We start from the raw sequence: 20,058 nt of genomic DNA on the forward strand, positions 1-20,058 counted from the left end.
CCATCTTCATGACGCGTCGCAGCACGAACCGCCGTTTACTTCGCTGGATCTGTCCACTTCAGACACGGTTTCGCGACGCCGGTCACCCATTCAAACATCCGACCGCATCGGCCTGTCCTGTTTTTCTACGTTCGACGTTGCCCATGCGCCGTGTCGACAGGACGCCGCCGGAGTCTTGAGCGCCCTGCTCCATCTCTCTCCCGAACCGAAGGGGTTTCCATGTCGAATACGAAGTCCGTCGCGCTGGCTGCAGCCATCCTCGCGACGCTGGGGGTTTCCGCTTATTCGCTCGCCGGCACCGGCATCTCGCCCGCCGCCGATCACGCTCGCGGCCTGCTCGACGCCAACCGCGCGCTGCTCGCCGGCGCGGACGGCGACACCTACGCCGTGCGCAACGTGTCGGTCGACGCCGATGGCACCGAGCACGTGCGTTTCACCCGCAGCTACCTCGGCCTGCCCGTCATCGGCGGCGACTTCGTCACGCATGCCCGCAACGGCCAGATGCGCGGCGCCTCGATGAGCCTGCGTTCGACGCTGCGTCCGAACATCGCCGCGCGCCTGAGTGGTGACGACGCGATCGTTGCGGCAGGCGCCGAATTCGGCACTGGCTTCCACGGCATGCCGACCGCCCGCAAGGTGATCTATGCGCGTGATGCCGCGCCGATCCTCGCGTGGGAAGTCGTCATGAACGGCGCGAAGCGCGACCAGACGCCGACCGAGATGCATTACTTCGTCGACGCGAACAACGGCCGCATCGTCGACAGCTGGGATGCGGTGGAAACGGCGGCGGCAACCGGCACCGGCAACTCGCTGACGCTCGGCACGGTGTCGATCAACACCAATTCGATCACCGGCGGCTACGAGCTGCGCGACACCGTGCGCGGTGGCGGCCTGAGCGAAGACAACCACAACGCGGCGACCACCTCGACGACGGGCACCATCTTCACCGACGCCGACAACACCTGGGGCAATGGCAGCACCAGCGATCGCGCGACGGCGGCGGTCGATGCCGCGTACGGCGTCGCGGCGACGTGGGATTACTACAAGAACACGTTCGGCCGGAACGGCATCAAGAACGACGGCAAGGGCGCGCTCAGCCTCGTGCACGTGGGCACCAACTGGGTCAATGCGTCGTGGTCGGACGCCTGCTTCTGCATGCGCTACGGCGATGGCGACGGCGTGACGTACAAGCCGCTGGTCGCGCTCGACGTCGCCGGCCACGAAATGACGCACGGCGTGACCAGTGCGGTGAACGGCCTCGCGTACTCGGGCGACGCCGGCGGCCTCAACGAAGGCTCGTCCGACATCATGGGCACGATGGTCGAATGGTCCGTCGCGAACGCCAACGATCCGGGCGACTACCTGATCGGCGAGGAGATCTACAACGTCAACGACGGCACCAAGGCGCTGCGCCGCATGTTCAAGCAGAACCTCGACGGTGCGTCGTACGTCTGCTACCCGGGCCGCGCGTTCAAGCGCACCGACGATCCGCACTACACGTCGGGCGTCGCCAACCGCTTCTTCTACCTGCTGGCGGAAGGCGCCGTGGTACCGGCCGGCTTCGGTGCGGGTACGTCGTACAACCTCACGCCGGCCAGCCTGGTCTGCAACGGCGACACCGGTGTGGTCGGCATCGGCCGCGCCAAGGCGGCGGCGATCTGGTACCGCGCGATGGACGTGTACTTCACCTCCACCACGACCTACCCGCAGGCGCGCACCGCCACGCTCAACGCCGCCAAGGACCTCTACGGTCTGAACTCGGCCGAGTACAACGCCGTCGCCCGCGCGTGGACCGCCACCAGCGTCAACTGATCGCCTCGTCGGCAGTCACTGCAACGGCCCGCTTCGGCGGGCCGTTTCTTTTCGGCGGCCTGCTTCCGACGAACGGAGGGGCAAATGCGGCCGCGCCCGGTTCGCGCCGTTCCGGAAGGGTTTATTTTTTGACCCGCGTCACATTCCCGGATCGTCTCGCGTCCGGGCCTGCCCGGATTGGAAGCACACGGACGTTTCCGGCAGGTCTTCCGCAGGATGCCCTCGGGACTGGGCCGCCGTGCCGGCCGAGAGGCCGGCGCGTCCCGCGTTGCCCGCCTTCCCCCGACCCCATAGGTGACCCGCCATGTCCCACACCCGAACCTTCCTCAGCCTCGCCGTCGTCGCGGCCCTGGGCGCTTCCGTCTGGGCCGCGATCGCGGCCGATGCCTCGCCCGCCGCCAGCCGCGCCCGCGCGCTTCTCGATGCCCATCGCGCCGATCTCGCGGCCACCGACGGCGACACCTTCGCGGTGCGCAACGTGGTCGTCGACCGCGACGGCACGGAGCACGTGCGGTTCACCCGCAGCTACCTCGGCCTGCCGGTGATCGGCGGCGACTTCGTCACCCATTCGCGCAACGGGCAGCTGCGCGGGACGTCGCTGAGCCTGGCGACGACGATCCGTCCCGACATCGCCGCGCGCATCAGTTCGAACGATGCGATCGTCGCTGCGGGCGCCGACTTCGGCACGGGCTTCCAGGGCATGCCGACCGCGCGCAAGGTCGTGTTCGCGCGCGACGCCGTGCCTGCGCTCGCATGGGAAGTCGTGATGCGCGGCTTCAAGCCCGACCGCACGCCAACCGAAATGCACTACTTCGTCGACGCGCGCAGCGGTCGCCTGCTCGACCGCTGGGACGCGATCCAGACTGCCGCGGCCACGGGCACCGGCAACTCGCTCACGCTCGGCACCGTGTCGATCAGCACCGATTCCGTCACCGGCGGCTTCGAACTGCGTGACACCACACGCGGCAACGGCACCACGCTCGACAACCACAACGGTTCGACCAGCTCGACCACCGGCACGATCTTCAGCGACGCCGACAACACCTGGGGCAATGGCAGCACCAGCGATCGCGCCACCGCGGCAGTCGACGCGCATTACGGCGTCGCCGCGACCTGGGACTTCTACAAGACCACTTTCGGCCGCAGCGGCATCAAGAACGATGGCAAGGGTGCGAAGAGCCTGGTGCATGTCGGCACCAACTGGGTCAACGCATCGTGGGACGACTCGTGCTTCTGCATGCGCTACGGCGACGGCGACGGCTCGACGTATCGTCCGCTCGTCGCGCTCGACGTCGCCGGCCACGAGATGACGCACGGCGTGACCAGCGCGGTGAACGGCCTCGCCTACTCGCGCGATGCCGGCGGCTTGAACGAAGCGTCCAGCGACATCATGGGCACGATGGTCGAGTGGTCGGTCGCGAACGCCAACGATCCGGGCGACTACCTGATCGGGGAGGAGATCTACAACTCGAATCCCGACAACACGAAGGCGCTGCGCCGGATGTTCAAGCAGGACATGGATGGCGCGTCGTACGTCTGCTATCCGCGCAACCGCCGCTTCACCTTCTTCGACGACCCGCACTACACCTCGGGCGTCGCCAACCGCTTCTTCTACCTGCTGGCGGAAGGCGCCGTGGTGCCGGCCGGGTTCGGTGCGGGCACGAGCTACAACCTGATGCCCGTCAACCTCGTCTGCAATGGCGATACCGGCATCACCGGCATCGGCCGGAGCAAGGCGGCGGCGATCTGGTACCGCGCCATGGACCTGTACTTCACGTCCAGCTCGACGTACGCGCAGGCCCGCACCAGCACGCTGAACGCCGCGCGCGACCTCTACGGCCTGAACTCCCCGGAGTACAACGCCGTCAACCGCGCCTGGGCCGGGGCGAACGTGACCTCGTCGACCCGCTGATTCCGCAGCCCGGAAATGCGAAAGGCCCGCTTCGGCGGGCCTTTCGTTTGCACATATATATGTATGCGCGGCGGATCAGTGGTGATGGCCGCCGTCGCCGTGCACGTGGCCGTGCTCGAGCTCTTCCGGGCTGGCTTCACGCACCTCGTCGATCTGGATCGCGAAGTGCAGGTCCTTGCCGGCCATCGGGTGGTTCAGGTCGACGTCGACCACCGTCATGCCAACCTTCTCGATCGTCACGGCGCGCGGGCCGAAGTTCGTGTTGAGCACGACCTGCATGCCCGGCTGCAGCGGCTGGCCTTCGAAGTGCTTCTTCGGGATGCGCTGGGTCAGGCCGTCGCGACGCTCGCCGTAGGCCTGCGCGGCCGGGACGTCGACGTCGAACTTGTCGCCGGCCTCGTGGCCGATCATCGCTTCCTCGAGGCCCGGGATGATGTTGCCGTGGCCGATGAGGATGGCCAGCGGCTCGCGGCCCTCGGACGACTCGATCGGCTCCTGGCCCTGCTCGGACACCGTGTAGTGGAAGCGGACGACGCTGTTCTTTTCGATCTTCATGGGAATCCTGATGCCGCCGGCGGCGGAAGGGCGATGCCGGCGACGCGCGGACGCAGTAGCTGGCGGGACGAGCGGCATTGAAGCGGCGTGATGGAGCCGTCAAGCTTTGCCGACATGGAACCGCCGCATTATCCCGGCAAGCGTTTCGCCGCGCCAGCGAGCGCGGTGCTCGCGCTGTCGCTGCTCCTCAGCGCCTGTGGCGGCAACGCGCCGACGGTGCGCCATTCGCCGTCGGTGACCCATACCGTCTTCCCGGCCGTGTGGCCGATCGTGACGCCCGAAAACCCGGACGCCGCGAACGCCGTGCTGATGCGCGCGCTGTCGCTGGTCGGTACGCCCTACCGCTACGGCGGCAACACGCCGGAATCCGGGTTCGATTGCAGCGGCCTCGTCGGCTACGTCTTCCACGACGTGCTCTCGCGCCAGCTGCCACGCAATTCCGGGGAACTCGCCCGCCTCGGCGAAGGCGTGGGCTTCGAGCGCATGGCGACGGGCGATCTGGTGGTGTTCGGTGATGCCGCGTCGGTCAGCCACGTCGGCATCTACGTCGGCGAAGGGCGTTTCGTGCATGCCCCGAGCACCGGCGGGACGGTCCGCCTGGACCGGCTGGACGGCCCGTATTGGCGCGATCACTTCCGCGGCGCACGGCGCGTCCTGATGTGACGACCAAGCGGCCGGACGCCGGTCCGGGGCACAGCCGCCGTCACAACGCTGAAGTCCGTTTCTGGGACACCGGCCCCGCGAATTAACGGTCGTCTAACGTTCTGCTAACCAAACGCCTCCGTTCGGCGGGCATGATGCCCCCGTGACGAATTCGTGAGGTCCCGGTGATGACCGGAAACATTTTCAACCGCTCCTTCACCCGCGCCGCCCTGGCCGCCGTTCTGGCGCTGGCGGCCGCCCCGGCGTTCGCCGATCCGGCGACCACCACGGGCATGGGAGCGGACAGCGCCGACGCGCCGGCCGACTCGCGCGCCGCGCTGCCGGATTCGATGAGCCTGTCCGACCGCGCGCTGATGCTGGCGTCGGACATCAACCGCCTGATCGTGCCGGGCGCGCGTTCGACCTCGAACGCCACCGCCACGCCGGTCACCGGCCGCGCGCAGAGCGTCCTCGCCCGCGCGTTCGCCCTGCTCGGCACGCCGTATCGCTGGGGCGGCACGTCGACCGAAGGCTTCGACTGCAGCGGTCTCGTCGGTTACGTCTTCCGCAACGCCCTCGGCGTCGAGCTGCCTCGCGTCGCGCGTGAGCAGGCGCAGACCGGCATGCAGGTCGAGCGCAGCCAGCTCACCGCCGGCGACCTCGTGTTCTTCAGCACGCACAGCAGCGGCGTGGACCACGTCGGCATCTACATCGGCGACGGCAAGTTCCTGCACGCGCCGCGCACCGGTCGCGACGTCACCGTCTCCCAGCTCGACACGGGCTACTGGAACGGCAAGTTCGTCCAAGCGCGCCGCGTCGCCGGAATCTGAGTTCGACGCACTGCTTCGGTGTTCGAAGGCCGCCTCCGGGCGGCCTTCCTCGTTTCAGGCGTGCGTGGCCTTGACCACGTCTTCGAGCAGCGGCTCGATCCCGCGGCTCAGCGCCATCACCTGCTGCGCGTAGTCGGCGAGCCGCCGGTCGTTCTCGTCGACCGGCGTCCACGGCGGCACCGGGACCGGCTTGCCTTCCGGCTGATCGAGCGCGACGAACACGATCACGCAGTGCGTGCACAGGCGATCGCCCGATGCGGGATCCTTCGGGTCGCGCGCGCGGACTTCGATCGCGAAATGCATGCTCGTCGTGCCCGTATGCACGAGCTTGGCTTCGAGCGTGACGAGGTCGGAGATGCGGATCGGCGCGAGGAAGCGGATACCGCCGACCGCGACCGTCACCGAGTAGTGCCCGCTCCACGCGACCGCCGCGGCGTAACCGGCCTGGTCGATCCACTTCATGACCGCCCCTCCGTGCACCTTGCCGCCGTAGTTGACGTCGGTGGGCTGGGCGAGGAAACGCAGCGTGAGTTCGCGGTCGCTCATGCGCGACGGTGTACCACAGCCGCCGTCAGGCGGCTTCGGTTTCGGCGTCGAGTCCGCCGACGTCAGTGCGGCCCGCGTTGTAGACGTTGGTATCGAGCAGCCCGGTCTCGCGCGCGACCAGCACGGGTACCAGCACTTGGCCCGTCACGTTCGTCATCGTGCGCATCATGTCGAGCACGCGATCGATGGCGTAGAGGTAGCCGATGACCTGCAGCGGCAGGCCGGCCGCCGACAGCACCACCGTCGCCATCACCACCGCCGTGCCCGGCACCCCGGCCGTGCCGAAGCTGCCGAGCACCGACGCGATCAGCACGATGAAGTACTGGTCGGGCGTGAGCGGCACGCCGGTGTACTGCGAGATGAAGATCGCGCACAGCGCCGGATAGATCGCGCCGCAGCCGTCCATCTTGATCGACGCGCCGAGCGGCACGGCGAACGCGGCGTAGTCCTTGTCGACGCCCAGGTTGCGCGTCGCCGCATTGAGCGACGCCGGCATCGCTGCGAAGCTCGACGAACTCACGAACGCGACCTGCATCGCGGGGAACGCGCCCTTGAAGAAGCGCAGCGGATTGAGGCGATGCAGCAGCAGCAGGCCGCCGTAGCTCAGCACGATGTGCAGGCCGCAGGCGAGGTACAGCGCGATCACGAACTTGCCGAGCGGCAGCAGCTTCTCGAAACCGAATTCGCCGACGAGTGCGGCGATCAGGCCGAACGTGCCGATCGGCGTCATCTCGAGCACGAAGCGCGTGACCTGCACCATCAGGTCGCGGCCCTCGCCCATCAGCTCGCGCAGGCGCGGCACGCGGTCGCCGAGCTTCACCATCGCGAAGCCGAGGATGCCGGCCCAGAAGATCACAGGCAGGATCGAGCCCTTGCCGAACGCGAGCACCATTTCGCCCGCGGCGTTCTTCTTCTCGCCGATGCCGGTCATCGCGGCGAACGGGTTGTCGGGCACGACCGACAGCAGCACGTTCGACACGCTGGGCACGTAGCGCGGCACGTAGTCGGGGTCGACGGCCAGTTGCGTCACGCCGACGCCCGGCTGCAGCAGCGTGCCGACGCCGAGCCCGATGCCGACCGCGATCACCGCCGTCAGCGCGAACCACAGGAACGTACGACCGCCGAGCGCCGCCATCGACTTCTGCCCGTGCAGCGCGGCAACCGCGTTGACCACCGCGAAGAACACCAGCGGCACCGCGATCATCTTGATCAGGCGGACATAGAGGTCGCCGAGCGGGCCGAACCATGTCGCCGCCGCCGGCCCGAGCAGCCAGCCCGCGAGCGCGCCAAGCGCGAAGCCGAGCAGCACGCGCTTCCAGAAGCGGATCTTCAGCCAGGCGTGGACGAGGGACATGGGACGGGCCGGAAAGGTCAGGACTGCACCATAGCGAAGTGCGCGTCGTGGAACGATGCCGGGCGTGACGCCGCAGCGTCCCGCCAGCGTGACCGACCGCACGACTGCGAACGGCCGACGCGAACGGTCACGCCCGATCGGCATAATCGGCCGCCTTCGCCCCTGCCGTGTCGTCCATGCATCGCCTTCTTCCCGCGGGCCTCGCGCTCGCCACCACGCTGCTCTGCGGCGCCTGCGCCACCACTGCGCCGACCGCGGCCGCCTACACCGTCGACGTCCCCACCATCCAGCACCCTGCCGGCGAAACCACGGCGTGGTGGGTCCGCAACGGCGCCGCGCAGGCCGCCGAGCGCGGCGCGATGGGCGGGCATGCGAAGAATGTGATCGTCTTCCTCGGCGACGGCATGAGCCTGACGACCGTCGCCGCCGCGCGCATCCTCGAAGGCCAGCGCAACGGCCATCCGGGCGAAGAGAACCGCCTGAGCTGGGAAGACTTCCCGTACACCGCGCTCAGCAAGACCTACAACACCGATTCGCAGACGCCGGACTCGGCCGGCACGATGAGCGCGATCGCGACGGGCGTGAAAACGCGCATCGGCGTGATTTCCGTCGGCCCCGAAGTGCCGCGCGGGAATTGCGAACAGGCGAAGCTGCACCCGACGACGACGCTGTGGGAACTCGCCGCGTCGCAGGGCATGGATGTCGGCATCGTGACGTCCACGCGCGTGACGCATGCGACGCCGGCTGCAACGTTCACCCACGTGCCCGATCGCAACTGGGAAGTCGACGAGGAGATGCCGGAGGACGCGCGCGCCGCGGGCTGCATCGACATCGCGCGCCAGCTCATCGAGTCGCCGCTCGCCGATCGGGTGAAGGTGCTGATGGGCGGCGGACGTTCGAACTTCATGCCCGCCGCGGACGAGGACCCCGAATACGCCGACAAGCACGGCCTGCGCCTCGACGGCCGCGACCTCATCGGCGAATGGCGCACGAAGCATCCGGGCGGCGCCTATGTGTGGAATGCGAAGCAGCTCGCCGATGCGCCGGCCGGTGCGCCTGTGCTCGGCCTGTTCGACCCGAGCCACATGCACTACGTCGCCGATCGCGACACCGACAAGGGCGGCGAACCCGACCTCGCGACGATGACGCGCGAAGCCGTCTCGCGACTTTCGAAGAGCGGCACCGGCTACGTGCTGCTCGTGGAAGGCGGCCGCATCGACCATGCGAACCACGAAGGCAACGCATATCGCGCGCTGACCGAAACCATCGCCTTCAGTGATGCCGTGCGCGCGGCGATGCAGGCGACGTCCGCCGACGACACGCTGATCCTCGTCACCGCGGACCACTCGCACACGCTGAGCTTCGTCGGCTATCCGCAGCGCGGCAATCCGATCCTCGGCAAAGTGAAAGGCAGCAGCGGCGAAGGCGACGGCAAGACGGAATACGCGCTCGATGCGACCGGCCGCCCGTACACCACGCTCAACTACTCGAACGGTCCCGGCTATACCGGCGCGACCGATCAGCAGCCCGAAGGCACGAAGCATTACCCGCACCTCGTCAGCGGTGCGCAGGAAGCCACCAAGGGCCGGCCCGACCTGACGCGCGTCGACACCACCGACAAGGACTACATGCAGGAAGCGCTGGTGCCGATGGCCTCGGAAACGCACGGCGGCGACGACGTCGGCATCTGGGCGCGCGGCCCGGGCAGCGAGGCGATCCGCGGCTCGCTCGAGGAGAACTCGATCTTCCACGTGCTGCTGCAGGCGACGCCGCGTCTCCGCACCGCGGTGTGCAAGGCCGGCGGCTGCGATGCGCATGGCGTGCCGGTGACGATGCCGGCGACGATCGTTCCGAGGCTCTGACGTCGGCGATTGACCGCTGCGCGAGTGCGTTGGCGGTCGGTCCTAGTGCGTTCGCGATTGCTCGCGTTTCGTGCTCGACGGCGCCTGTCGAACAGGTGTTAGCCGCGAGCGCCGCCGTGCTTGGCTTCTGCGCCGCCCGGATCAGAACGGCTTGGCGAGCACCAGGTAGACGATCACGACGAGCAGCAACACCGGCACTTCGTTGATGATGCGCAACGTGCGCGATGTCGGAATCGCTTCGCCACGTGCCGCGCGCTTGAGCCAGCGCCCGCTCACGATGAAGAACGCGAGCATCACGATCACGAGGCCGATCTTCGCGTGCAGCCAGCCGTTGCCCGGTGCGAACCACACGGGCATGCCGGCGATGACCTTGCCGCCGAGTGCGAGCAGCAGGCCGAGCGCGAACGCGAAGCCGAACATCATGTGGCCGAAGCGATAGAGCCGCCGGCCCATCAGCACGAGGCGTTCGCGCACCGCTGGAACATCGCCCGCTTCCGCGATGTTGATGAGGATGCGCGGCAGGTAAAACACCGACGCCATCCACGCCATCACGAACACGACGTGGGCGGTCTTGATCCAGAAATAGGCCATGGCGGAGCGCGCTTCGATCGGGGCCGGTAGGATGCCACGCGCATCGCGCACCGTCCGTCCACGGCGACCTCCATGACCAAGCACTACGACCGCGACTATTTCGAACGCTGGTATCGCGACCCCGCGCTTCGACGCGAGGCGATCGGCGGTGCGGCGCGGCTCGCGCGCAAGGTGGCGCTCGCGGTCGCGACGGCCGAGTACTGGCTCGAACGTCCTCTGCGCAGCGTGCTCGATGTCGGCTGCGGCGAGGGCGCGTGGCAGCCCGCGCTGAAGAAGCTGCTGCCGAAGGCGGCGTACATCGGGTTCGACAGCAGCGCGTATGCGGTCGAGCGCTACGGGCGTCGCCGCAACGTGCACCTCGCGACGTTCGGCGACTTCGCATCGCTGCGGCCCTGCCCGCCCGCCGACCTCGTCGTCTGCAGCGACGTCATGCACTACCTCGAGGCGCGCGAGCTCGACGCCGGTCTGCCGGGCCTCGCCGAGTTGTGCGCTGGCGTCGCATTTCTCGAGACGTTCACCCGCGAGGACGAGATCGAAGGCGACACCGCGGGCTTCCGTCGTCGCCCTCCACGCTTCTATCGCGAGCGTTTCGAGGCCGCGGGATTCACCGCGCTGGGCTCGCATCTCTGGCTGTCGCCGGCGCTTGCCGACGAGGCAGCCGCGCTGGAAATTCCCGCCTGAACGAGCCGGACCCGCTTCACATTCCGGCGTCAAGCCCCTGCGCTATGCTGCGGTGCAACGGGGGGATCCGAATGCTCTATCAGATGCATGAACTCGGCCGGGCCTGGCTCGCGCCGATGACCTACTGGGCCGATGCGATGAGCAAGGCCTTCGGCGCGCCGGGCAGTTGGCTGTCGTCGATGCCGGGCGCGTCGCAGATGGCGGCGGGCTCCGAGCTGTTCTACCGCCTCGGCAAGGATTACGAGAAGCCGCGCTTCGACATCCGCGATGTCGAGGTCGATGGCCGCAGCTATGCGGTGATCGAACGCGAGGCGCTGCACAAGCCGTTCTGCCGACTGCTGCATTTCAAGCGCTATGCCGACGACGCTGTGAGCGTCGAAGCCTTGCAGGGTGCGCCGACGGTGCTCGTCGTCGCCCCGCTCTCCGGTCACCACGCCACGCTGCTGCGCGACACCGTGCGCACGCTGCTGCGCGACCACGACGTCTACATCACCGACTGGATCGACGCGCGCATGGTGCCCGCCGCGGACGGCCCGTTCCACCTCGACGATTACGTGCTCTACGTCGAGGAGTTCATCCGTCACATCGGCACGCAGAACCTGCACGTGATCAGCGTCTGCCAGCCGACGGTGCCGGTGCTCGCGGCGGTGTCGTTGATGGCCGCGCGCGGCGAGCCGACGCCGAAGTCGCTGGTGATGATGGGCGGCCCGATTGATACACGCGAGAACCCGACGCAGGTGAACGATCTCGCCACGCACAAGCCGATGTGGTGGTTCGAGACGCAGCTGATCCATCCGGTGCCGGTGCCGTATCCGGGCGCGGGCCGCCGCGTGTATCCGGGCTTCCTGCAGCACATGGGCTTCGTCGCGATGAATCCGGAGCGGCATTTCCAGTCGCACTGGGACTTCTACGAGAACCTGCTGAAGGGCGATCTCGACGACGCCGAATCGCATCGTCGTTTCTACGACGAGTACAACGCCGTGCTCGACATGCCGGCCGAGTACTACCTCGACACGGTGCGCATCGTGTTCAAGGAACACCTGCTGCCGAAGGGCGAATGGGAAGTGCGCGGCCAGCGCGTCGATCCGTCGAAGATCCATGACACCGCGCTACTCACCATCGAGGGCGAGCTCGACGATATCTCCGGCCGCGGCCAGACGCGCGCGGCGCAGAAGCTGTGCAGCGGTATTCCCGAGGCGGACCGCCAGCACCTCGTCGTCGAAGGCGCGGGCCATTACGGCATCTTCAGCGGGCGCCGCTGGCGCACGCAGGTGTATCCGAAGGTGCGCGATTTCTTCGCGACGTATTCGTCGAAGTGATTTGATCGACGCAACGAAAAACGGGCGCCTTGAAGGCGCCCGTTTCGTTTGCGGAGTTCAGATGCGTCAGGCCGGCGACGACTTCACCAGCATCGTCTTCGCGATCTGGCCGTGCAGCTTGCCGACGCCGCGGGCGAGGTGCAGGGTCGCGAACAGCAGCACGATGCCACCGACGAACACGAACGGCAGGCCCCAGTAGTTCACGCCGCTGATCGTGAATTCGTCGAACGGCGCCCAGCCGGCCCATGCGAACAGCGCGAGTACCGGCGCAGCGATGAAGCCCGCGGCGATCGACAGCAGCGTCACCGCGACCGTGAAGTAGATGATGCCCAACGGCAGCATCAGCAGCATGTAGAGCATCGAGCCCCACGTGCGCGGGTCGACGAACAGCTCGCGGATGCGTTCGAGCAGCGTGCCGTCCTTCGCGACGTAGGTCGGACGACGCGGCATGCGCTCACCGAGCATCACTTCGACCAGTCGCCCTTCGACCAGGGAGAGCACGCGCACCGAACCGAAGAACAGGATCACGAACGGGATGCCGATGATCAGCACGGCGAGACCAGCACTCATCGAAAGCCCCGTCACCACCCACGTGAAGTAGAAGATGCCGGTCGCGAGCGAGAGCAGCATGTAGAACAGCGCGGCGTACGTGCGCGGCTCGGCGGCGACGCCGAAGAAGCGCGCGAGCGCCGAGCGGGCGGCGGGCCGCTTGGGCGGCTGCAGCGCGGTTTGCACGCGCGCCTCGGTGTCGCGGTAGATGTCGGCGACCTCGTTCGGTGCGCCGTAGCTACCGGCGACTTCCGCGATGACCTCGGCTTCGGAACGCCCGGGGTTCGCGGCCATCTCCGAGCGCAGGTAATCCTCGGCGTCGTAGAGCGCGTCCTGGATGAGCGCGGGGTCCGCGCCGGCGAGGGCGACGCGCAGGCGTTCGAGATAGTCGGCAATCGTGGCCGGCGGGCGCGGCAGGTCGGTGAAGGACGTGGCGGCGTTCATGCGAGGTCTCCCCGGGAGACGGACGAGTCGGTGGATGGATGGGCGGCCAGCGGGCCGAGCACGGCGTCGACGGAGTCGCGCGTGGCGCGCCAGGCGTCGGCCCAGCGTGCGAGCACGACGCGGCCGGCGTCGTTGATGCGGTAGTAGCGGCGCGGCGGGCCGGAGACGGAGGGCTCGACGAAGCTCTCGAGCAGGCCGTTGCCTTCGAGGCCGCGCAGCACGGGGTACAGCGCGCTCTGCTTGCCGCTGAGCACGCCTTCCAGCTGCTCCAGCCGCTTGGCGATCTGGTAGCCGTACATGGGCTCGGTGGCGTCGCCGAGCACGGCCAGCAGCGCCAGCGAGACGGTGCCCGCGCTCAGCTCCTTCTGGAACTTGCGCAGCTGCAGGTCGAGATCGGGTTCGTGTTCGGGTTGGGCGGACATGGCGAAGGCTCGTCCTAGGGTCGAGTTCACTCTAGTGCGAACTCCGCTATAGCGAGCCTGCCATACGTCATGGGGACCGACGTCATGGCTGGATTGACCCGTGGGTGGGGCCCGGACCCCGTAAGGACGCCGGGGTGCAGCGCCCGGGCGCGACCAGCGAGCAGCAGGGCCGGCAGCAAAGTCGCTGTGGTTTTGGCCACCACGGCGGACGCGGCGCTCGCGCGTCGCGAAAGAGCCGATCGCACCGCGGCGTGCAGCCCGAGCAGCCGCTGCGCCAGAATCGGCGGACCACCTTGGGGAATCCGCCATGCCGACGCTGCGCCCGCTCGCCGTTCCGCTGTCCTGTGCCCTCGCCTGCCTCGCGTTCGGCGCGCACGCCGCCACGCCGAAGGCGCCCGCCACGCCGGCGAAGGTGATGTCCATGCAGGAGATCATCGACGCCTCCAAGCCGTCCGACTGGCGCGCGCTCGATCCGGCGAACACGCTGTACATGGATCTCGCGAACGGCCATCGCGTCGTCATCGAACTCGCGCCGCACTTCTCGCCCAAGCACGTCGCGAACGCGCGCACGTTCGCGAAGGAGGGCTACTGGAACGGCCTGGCGATCGTGCGTTCGCAGGACAACTTCGTCGTGCAGTGGGGCGACCCGGACAGCGACGACCAGGCCAAGCGCAAGCCGCTCGGCGGCGCGATCAAGAAGCTGCCTGCGGAGTTCACCAGCCGCGATGCATCGCTGACGAAAACGTGGACGCGCCTGCCCGACGTCGACGGCTGGGCGCCGCAGGTCGGTTTCGCCGATGGCTTCCCGGCCGGCCACGATCCCAAGGCCGGCACGTACTGGATGGCGCATTGCTACGGCGCCGTCGGCGCGGGCCGCAACGAAGCGGCCGATTCGAGCGACGCGACGGAGCTCTACGTCGTGACGGGCCAGTCGCCCCGCCAGCTCGATCGCAACATGTCGATGATCGGCCGCGTCGTGCAGGGCATGGAGTGGCTGTCGACGATTCCGCGCGGCCCGGGTGCGATGGGGTTCTTCGAAAAGCCCGAGCAGCGTGTCGGCATCGCGTCGATCAAGCTGGCGTCGGACGTGCCGGCCGCCGAGCGCACGAACCTCGAACTGATGCGCACCGAGTCCGCGGTGTTCAAGCAGCTCGTCGAATCGCGCCGCAATCGTCGCGACGCGTTCTACAAGGTGCAGGCGCACCACATCGACCTGTGCAACGTGCCGCTTCCGGTGCGCGAAGCGAAGTCCTGACGGTCAGCGCGTGATCATCGGCGGCGCGACGACCGCGCGCGCCGCCGGTTGCGTCGGACGCCCGTTCGCGACCTTGAGCGCGGCCTCTGTCGCGGCGACGGCATCGTCCTTACCGGACGCCGTGTTGGTGGCGGGCTTTGCCGCTGCATTCGACACGGCCGGAATCGGCACGATGTCCGGCGTGACGTTCGACAACGCGATCGCCTTGCGCGCGACCAGCGGACCGGCGTCCATCGACTTCGGCACCGGCGGCGGATCGTTCGGCTTGCCGTCGCCCGCGAGGCGCGGTTCATCGCTTTCGGCAGCGATGCGCTCGGCTTCCTGGCTCAGCACGACCAGCGAGATGCGGCGATTCTTCGGATCGGCCGGATCGTTGCGATTGAACGGCACCGACGACGACAGGCCGACGACGCGCGCGAGCTTTTCCTCGCGCATGCCGCCTTCGATCAGCGCACGGCGCGCCGCATTCGCACGATCGGCCGACAGTTCCCAGTTGCTGTAACCGATCTTCGCTGCATAGCGGAACGTATCGGTGTGGCCGCTGATCGCGACGCGGTTCGGCACCTGGTCGACGTACCGCGCGAGTTCCACCAGCAACGACTTGGTGTACGGCTTCAGGTCCGGCGAACCCGAATCGAACATCGGCCGGTTCTGCGCGTCGATGATCTGGATGCGCAGGCCTTCCGGCGTGATGTCGATGAGCAGCTGGTCCTTGAACGGTTTGAGCGCCTGGCTCTGGCCGATCGCCTTCTGCAGATCCTGCTTGAGGATCTCGAGCTTCTTCTTGTCGGCCTGTTCGAGCGCCTTGCGCGCGGCTTCGGCGTCGGCGTTTTTGCCGTTGCCGAGGCCCGGAATCTTGGCCGCGCCCGCGCCCGGCGGATTGCGCACCTGCTGGAACATCTTGATCGGCGTATCGCCCGCACCGCCGGGACCCATCTTGCCCTGCACCATCGTGCTGGTGCGGCCGCGCACCGCGCTCGGGTTCTTGAAGTAGTCGGCGATGCCGCCGAGCTGCTCCTGCGGCATCTGCGCGACGAGCCACATCACCATGAAGAACGCCATCATCGCGGTGACGAAGTCGGCGTACGCGACTTTCCACGACCCGCCGTGATGCCCGCCGCCGCCCTTCTTGCGGCGTTTGATCAGGATGATCGGCGGCTGTTGCTGCTGCGCGGCCATGGATCAGCCCTTGGCCGCCTTGAGATCCGCTTCCAGGTCCTGGAACGACGGACGCACGTCGGAGAACAGCAGCTTGCGTGCGAACTCGATGGCGACGCTCGGCGCGTAGCCGCGCAGCGACGCGATCAGCGCCATCTTGACCACTTCGAACGCCTTGCCGTCCTCGTGCGCGCGGTTCTCCATCGCACTCGCGATCGGGCCGACGAAGCCATACGACACGAGGATGCCGAGGAACGTGCCGACCAGCGCCGACGCGACCTTCTCGCCGATCTCGGCGGGCGCCGCGCTGCCGACGATCGACATCGTGTTGATGATGCCGAGCACCGCGGCCACGATGCCGAAGCCCGGCAACGCGTCGCCGACCTTCTGCACCGAATGCGCGGGTTCCAGCGCTTCGTGGTGATGTGTTTCCAGCTCGTACTCGAGCAGCGACTCCAGCTCGTGCGGCGCCATGTTGCCGCCGACGATCAGGCGCAGGCAGTCGGTGATGAAGTCGAGCATGTGATGGTCCGCGAGGACCTTCGGATACTTCTGGAAGATCGAGCTGTCGTTCGGCTGCTCGATGTGCGCTTCGATGGCCATCATGCCTTCGCGACGCATCTTCACCAGCAGCTCGTAGATGAGCTTCAGGAGATCGACGTAGTCCTCGCGCTTGTACTTCGGGCCCTTCAGCACGCCCTTCACGCCGGCGAGCGAGGCCTTGATCGTCTTGATCGGCGTGGCGACCACCCACGAGCCGAGCGCCGAACCGCAGATCACCACGATCTCGTTGACGTGCCACAACGCCAGCAGCTTGCCGCCGACCATCATGAAGCCGCCAAGCACGCTCGCGATGACGACAAACGCGCCGATGATCAGGTACATCCGTGTGCTCCAGCGCTGCGGGGGACTCGACACGGAAGCTATCGGCGACCGGGGCCGCTTCTTGAGGTCGGGCCTGTTCAGCGACCTACGGCCGCTCGCTGTTGGCGCACCGGTCACACCGGCGCGACCAGCATCGGAAGCTGGACCCGCAGGAGCCCGACCATGAATCCGAATACCCCTCACGGCCCCAATCGCGATGCCGGCGCGCGCCTCTACGAGAACTTGCCGTCCCTGACCGACCACGGCTGGGCCGGAACCGGCCGCGCGGACGACTCGTTCGGCCCGCCCGAGATCGGCGGCCCCCAGGAACCGCGCTACGACCTCCGCCAGGAAGAGGACCGCGCGATCAAGCGCTCGACGCATCGCGCCATGCATGCGCGCCGCGGCACGAAGAACGCGACGCGTTCGGACCTGCTCATCGCCGAGGAACTCAACGAGCGGCTGCGCGACGACGAACTCGTCGATGCGTCGGAGATCCTCGTCACCGTCGACGAAGGCCGCGTCGTGCTCGCCGGCGACGTGCCGACGCGCTGGATGAAGCATCGCGCCGAGGACATCGCCGATGCGATCCGCGGCGTCGTCCATGTCGAGAACCGCATCCACGTCGACAACGGCATCGCCTCGTTCGGCCCCGGCGGCGCGGTGCGCAGCGGGCTCAACCAGCCCGGCAGCGGCTTCTCCAGCTCGCCGCCGAACGAGGACTGGCAGCCGCGCGATTCGCGCGTCGACTGAACCCATTGCCCTCGAAAACGAAAACGCCCGCATCTCGCGGGCGTTTTCGCATCACAGGTCGCAGTGCCGATCAGAAGCCGTACCAGAACCTTGCGAAGTACGCGCGGCCGTTCAGGCCGAACTGCACGCTCTCGTAGATGTGACCGTTGTCGGTCTCGTTCGGATCCTGCCGCGTCGGGAAGACGTCGAACAGATTGGTGACGCCCACCGTGAACTTCGCCTTTGGCGTGAACGCGTAGGTGCCGCTAATGTCGGCGGAGGTCTTCGCGTCGTAGTGCTGGTTCGGAACGCCCGCGGCGGTGCCGGAGAACGTACCGAGTTCCTGCGGACCGAAGTGGATGATCTTCAGGTTCGCGTTCCACTGCGCGCGCGTCCAGTCGAAGCCGAGCACGGCCTTGCGATCCGGCGCGCCGTTCTCGACGAACAGGCGATCGCGCTCCGGCAGCAGCGCATCCTCGCGGCCGGCAAGCGACGCCGGCGCGTTCACCTTCGTCACTTCGGTGCGTCCGAAGTTGGCGGCGAGGAATGTGTCGAGCGCACCGCCCCACAGCGTCGAATGGTTCGACAGCGTGAGGTCGAGGCCCGTCGTGCGCGTGTTCACCGCGTTGACGAAGAATCGCGCGCTGCCGATGTCGCGCGCGGCCAGGATCGCGCCGATGTTCGGGTCGTCCGTGCCGAATTCGCCGGTGAGGATGACGCGGTCGTCGATGTCGATGCGGTAGGCGTCGGCCGTGAACGACAGCGCACGCGACGGCGTCCAGGTGAAGCCGAGCGTCGCGCTCTTCGACGTCTCTTCCTTCAGCGACGGAATGCCCGCCGCCTGCGCCAGCGCGCTGTCGTTCGCGGCGATCACGATGTCGACCGGCTGGCCGCTGATGAAGTCGGTGATCGTCGACGAGAAGTACTTCTGCTGCAGCGACGGCGCACGGAAGCCGCTGCTGTACGAGCCGCGCAGCAGGAAGGTGTCGGTGACCTTGAACGCGCTCGCGATCTTGCCGTTGAGCGTCGAGCCGAAGTCGCTGTAGTCCTCCCAGCGCGCGGCGAGGTCGGTGGTCCAGCGCGAGGTCAGGTCGAGTTCCACGTCGACGTACAGCGCATCGCTCTTGCGGCTGCGATTCGTCACGTCGCCCGGCTGGAAGCCCGGGAAGCCCTGGCTGCCCGCGTTGCCGCCGGTGCCCGCGCCGTCCGCGTCGATGTACGAGTTCGGCTCGCCCGCGCGGATGCGGTAGCGCTCCTCGCGATGCTCGGCGCCGAACGCCACGTTCATGCCCTGCAGCACGCCGTCGTAGAAGCGCGAAAGGTCGAGGTTGGTGGTGTTCTGCTCGAACGAGAAGCCGCCGGCGTCGAAGCGGTCCTGGCTGACGGCCGGACGGCCTGCGAGCGCTTCGGCGTTCGCGATCGACGCATTGAGCGTGTGGTTGATGTCGTAGCGCAGCTCGTTGTAGCCGTGCGTCTGCGAGAGATCCCAATGCCACAGGCCGACGTCGCCACGCAGGCCGAGGATGCCGTAGCGGTCCTGCAGGTCGCCGTCGATGAAGGGCACGAAGCCGTCGGGATACATCGCCGCGGAGTTGCGCGACGGGATGTCGTCGCTGCCCACGCCACCGCGCGCGAACGCGGCCGACGACGCGGCGCGGCTCTGCATGCCGGCGGTGAAGTACAGCGTCGCGGCTTCGCCCAGCGGCTGGTCGCCGTTGAGGTAGAGCGTGCGGTTGATGACCTGCGAGTCGCCGATGATGCGCAGCGGGTTCTCGGCCGTCGCGCGATTGGAGCGGCCGCGGTCCTGCCACTCACCGGTCACCGAAAGCGAGCCGCCGGTCGCGAGTTTCATGCCGCAGTACGCCGACGCCAGCCAGTTCTCGCCGTCGCCGCGCGAATACTGGCCCCAACCCAGCGCGCTCTCGCAGCCTTCGCGGCGCTTGAGCGCGATGTTCATGACGCCCGCGATCGCGTCCGAGCCGTACTGCGCCGCCGCGCCGTCGCGCAGCACTTCGATGCGGTCGATCGCCATCACCGGGATGGCGTTGAGATCGGTGCCGGTGTTGCCGCGGTCGCGCGCGCCGTAGATGTTCACCAGCGACACCGTGTGGTGGCGCTTGCCGTTGACCAGCACCAACGTCTGGTCGGAGCCGAGTCCGCGCAGCGCGGCGCCGTCGACGAGGTCCGCGCCGTCCGCGCCGGTCTGCCGCGTCGAGATGAAGGACGGCACCGTGGCCTGCAGCGATTGCGCGAGGTCGAACTGTCCACCGGTCTCGGCCTGACGCTGCATCGGCAGCACGTCGACCGGCACCGGCGTGGTGGTCTCGGACGAACGCTGCACGCGACGCGAGCCGATCACCGCGACGGTGTCGAGCTGTTTCGCGGTCGATGTATCAGTGGTCGACGTCGCGTCCTGCGCATGGGCGCGATACGGCGCGGCGAGCACGAGCACGGCCGCGATCGTCGAACACAGAACGGCGCGACGCGAAAGGTCGATTGGTCCCTGCATCTGGTTGTCCCCGAAGAAGTG

At 67.9% G+C, this 20,058-nt stretch carries 18 protein-coding genes; 9 read left to right on the forward strand and 9 right to left on the reverse strand.

Translation table 11 applies throughout. The annotated features are described in order from the left end of the window. Positions 1 to 219: 219 nt before the first annotated feature. The gene (locus EVS83_RS04390) at positions 220 to 1,812 is read left to right on the forward strand and encodes a M4 family metallopeptidase (RefSeq protein WP_133499808.1); all 1,593 of its coding nucleotides are present in this window, start codon (positions 220 to 222) and stop codon (positions 1,810 to 1,812) included. A gap of 304 nt (positions 1,813 to 2,116) precedes the next feature. After that, a complete protein-coding gene (locus EVS83_RS04395) occupies positions 2,117 to 3,724 on the forward strand; it encodes a M4 family metallopeptidase (protein WP_133499809.1) in 1,608 nt (535 codons plus the stop codon). Positions 3,725 to 3,799: 75 nt separating this feature from the next. Here EVS83_RS04395 and EVS83_RS04400 read toward each other — a convergent pair whose 3' ends face one another. After that, positions 3,800 to 4,279 carry an FKBP-type peptidyl-prolyl cis-trans isomerase gene (locus EVS83_RS04400; RefSeq protein WP_133499810.1) on the reverse strand — a complete coding sequence of 160 codons (480 nt, stop codon included), beginning with the start codon at positions 4,277 to 4,279 and terminating at the stop codon, positions 3,800 to 3,802. A gap of 114 nt (positions 4,280 to 4,393) precedes the next feature. On the opposite strand from EVS83_RS04400, the gene EVS83_RS04405 reads away from it, so the two are divergent. Together EVS83_RS04405 and EVS83_RS04410 are read left to right on the forward strand one after the other, a co-directional pair. Continuing rightward, positions 4,394 to 4,942 (forward strand): C40 family peptidase, encoded by a 549-nt coding sequence (locus tag EVS83_RS04405; protein ID WP_246022771.1) that lies wholly within the window; start codon positions 4,394 to 4,396, stop codon positions 4,940 to 4,942. Between the two features lie 167 nt (positions 4,943 to 5,109). Beyond that, positions 5,110 to 5,751, forward strand: a complete 642-nt coding sequence (locus EVS83_RS04410) for a C40 family peptidase (RefSeq protein ID WP_133499812.1) — start codon at positions 5,110 to 5,112, stop codon at positions 5,749 to 5,751. 54 nt (positions 5,752 to 5,805) lie between these two features. Here the strand turns inward: EVS83_RS04410 and EVS83_RS04415 are convergent, their stop codons facing one another. Both EVS83_RS04415 and EVS83_RS04420 read right to left on the reverse strand, forming a co-directional pair. Next, on the reverse strand, positions 5,806 to 6,297 hold the full coding sequence (locus EVS83_RS04415) for an acyl-CoA thioesterase (RefSeq protein WP_133499813.1): 492 nt from the start codon (positions 6,295 to 6,297) through the stop codon (positions 5,806 to 5,808). A 25-nt stretch (positions 6,298 to 6,322) separates the two neighbouring features. After that, positions 6,323 to 7,651, reverse strand: coding sequence for a dicarboxylate/amino acid:cation symporter (locus tag EVS83_RS04420; RefSeq protein ID WP_133499814.1), 1,329 nt, complete (start codon positions 7,649 to 7,651; stop codon positions 6,323 to 6,325). 176 nt (positions 7,652 to 7,827) lie between these two features. Here EVS83_RS04420 and EVS83_RS04425 point away from each other — a divergent pair, with 176 nt between their 5' ends. Continuing rightward, positions 7,828 to 9,513, forward strand: coding sequence for an alkaline phosphatase (locus tag EVS83_RS04425; protein WP_133499815.1), 1,686 nt, complete (start codon positions 7,828 to 7,830; stop codon positions 9,511 to 9,513). 141 nt (positions 9,514 to 9,654) lie between these two features. Here EVS83_RS04425 and EVS83_RS04430 read toward each other — a convergent pair whose 3' ends face one another. Next, positions 9,655 to 10,104 carry a CopD family protein gene (locus EVS83_RS04430; protein WP_133499816.1) on the reverse strand — a complete coding sequence of 150 codons (450 nt, stop codon included), beginning with the start codon at positions 10,102 to 10,104 and terminating at the stop codon, positions 9,655 to 9,657. Positions 10,105 to 10,176: 72 nt separating this feature from the next. On the opposite strand from EVS83_RS04430, the gene EVS83_RS04435 reads away from it, so the two are divergent. Continuing rightward, entirely contained in the window at positions 10,177 to 10,785 is a 609-nt protein-coding gene (locus EVS83_RS04435; RefSeq protein WP_133499817.1) for a class I SAM-dependent methyltransferase, read from the forward strand. A 71-nt stretch (positions 10,786 to 10,856) separates the two neighbouring features. Further along, positions 10,857 to 12,104, forward strand: coding sequence for a polyhydroxyalkanoate depolymerase (locus EVS83_RS04440; protein ID WP_133499818.1), 1,248 nt, complete (start codon positions 10,857 to 10,859; stop codon positions 12,102 to 12,104). A 66-nt stretch (positions 12,105 to 12,170) separates the two neighbouring features. On the opposite strand, the gene EVS83_RS04445 is transcribed toward EVS83_RS04440, so the two are convergent. Together EVS83_RS04445 and EVS83_RS04450 are read right to left on the reverse strand one after the other, a co-directional pair. Beyond that, positions 12,171 to 13,097, reverse strand: coding sequence for a sensor domain-containing protein (locus tag EVS83_RS04445; protein WP_133499819.1), 927 nt, complete (start codon positions 13,095 to 13,097; stop codon positions 12,171 to 12,173). After that, on the reverse strand, positions 13,094 to 13,519 hold the full coding sequence (locus EVS83_RS04450) for a PadR family transcriptional regulator (RefSeq protein ID WP_133499820.1): 426 nt from the start codon (positions 13,517 to 13,519) through the stop codon (positions 13,094 to 13,096). Before EVS83_RS04450 ends, EVS83_RS04445 begins: the two co-directional genes overlap by 4 nt. Before the next feature lie 307 nt (positions 13,520 to 13,826). On the opposite strand from EVS83_RS04450, the gene EVS83_RS04455 reads away from it, so the two are divergent. Further along, positions 13,827 to 14,774, forward strand: coding sequence for a peptidylprolyl isomerase (locus tag EVS83_RS04455; RefSeq protein WP_133499821.1), 948 nt, complete (start codon positions 13,827 to 13,829; stop codon positions 14,772 to 14,774). A 3-nt stretch (positions 14,775 to 14,777) separates the two neighbouring features. Here EVS83_RS04455 and motB read toward each other — a convergent pair whose 3' ends face one another. Then, on the reverse strand, positions 14,778 to 15,953 hold the full coding sequence (motB, locus tag EVS83_RS04460; protein WP_133499822.1) for a flagellar motor protein MotB: 1,176 nt from the start codon (positions 15,951 to 15,953) through the stop codon (positions 14,778 to 14,780). 3 nt (positions 15,954 to 15,956) lie between these two features. Continuing rightward, entirely contained in the window at positions 15,957 to 16,817 is an 861-nt protein-coding gene (motA, locus tag EVS83_RS04465; protein ID WP_133499823.1) for a flagellar motor stator protein MotA, read from the reverse strand. A 162-nt stretch (positions 16,818 to 16,979) separates the two neighbouring features. Here motA and EVS83_RS04470 point away from each other — a divergent pair, with 162 nt between their 5' ends. Then, positions 16,980 to 17,549, forward strand: a complete 570-nt coding sequence (locus EVS83_RS04470; RefSeq protein WP_133499824.1) for a BON domain-containing protein — start codon at positions 16,980 to 16,982, stop codon at positions 17,547 to 17,549. Between the two features lie 70 nt (positions 17,550 to 17,619). On the opposite strand, the gene EVS83_RS04475 is transcribed toward EVS83_RS04470, so the two are convergent. Then, positions 17,620 to 20,037: a TonB-dependent receptor plug domain-containing protein gene (locus tag EVS83_RS04475; protein ID WP_133499825.1), complete on the reverse strand. Its 2,418-nt coding sequence runs from the start codon at positions 20,035 to 20,037 to the stop codon at positions 17,620 to 17,622. Positions 20,038 to 20,058: the final 21 nt, after the last annotated feature.

Source organism: Cognatilysobacter terrigena (assembly GCF_004361065.1).
Lineage (GTDB): Bacteria > Pseudomonadota > Gammaproteobacteria > Xanthomonadales > Xanthomonadaceae > Cognatilysobacter > Cognatilysobacter terrigena.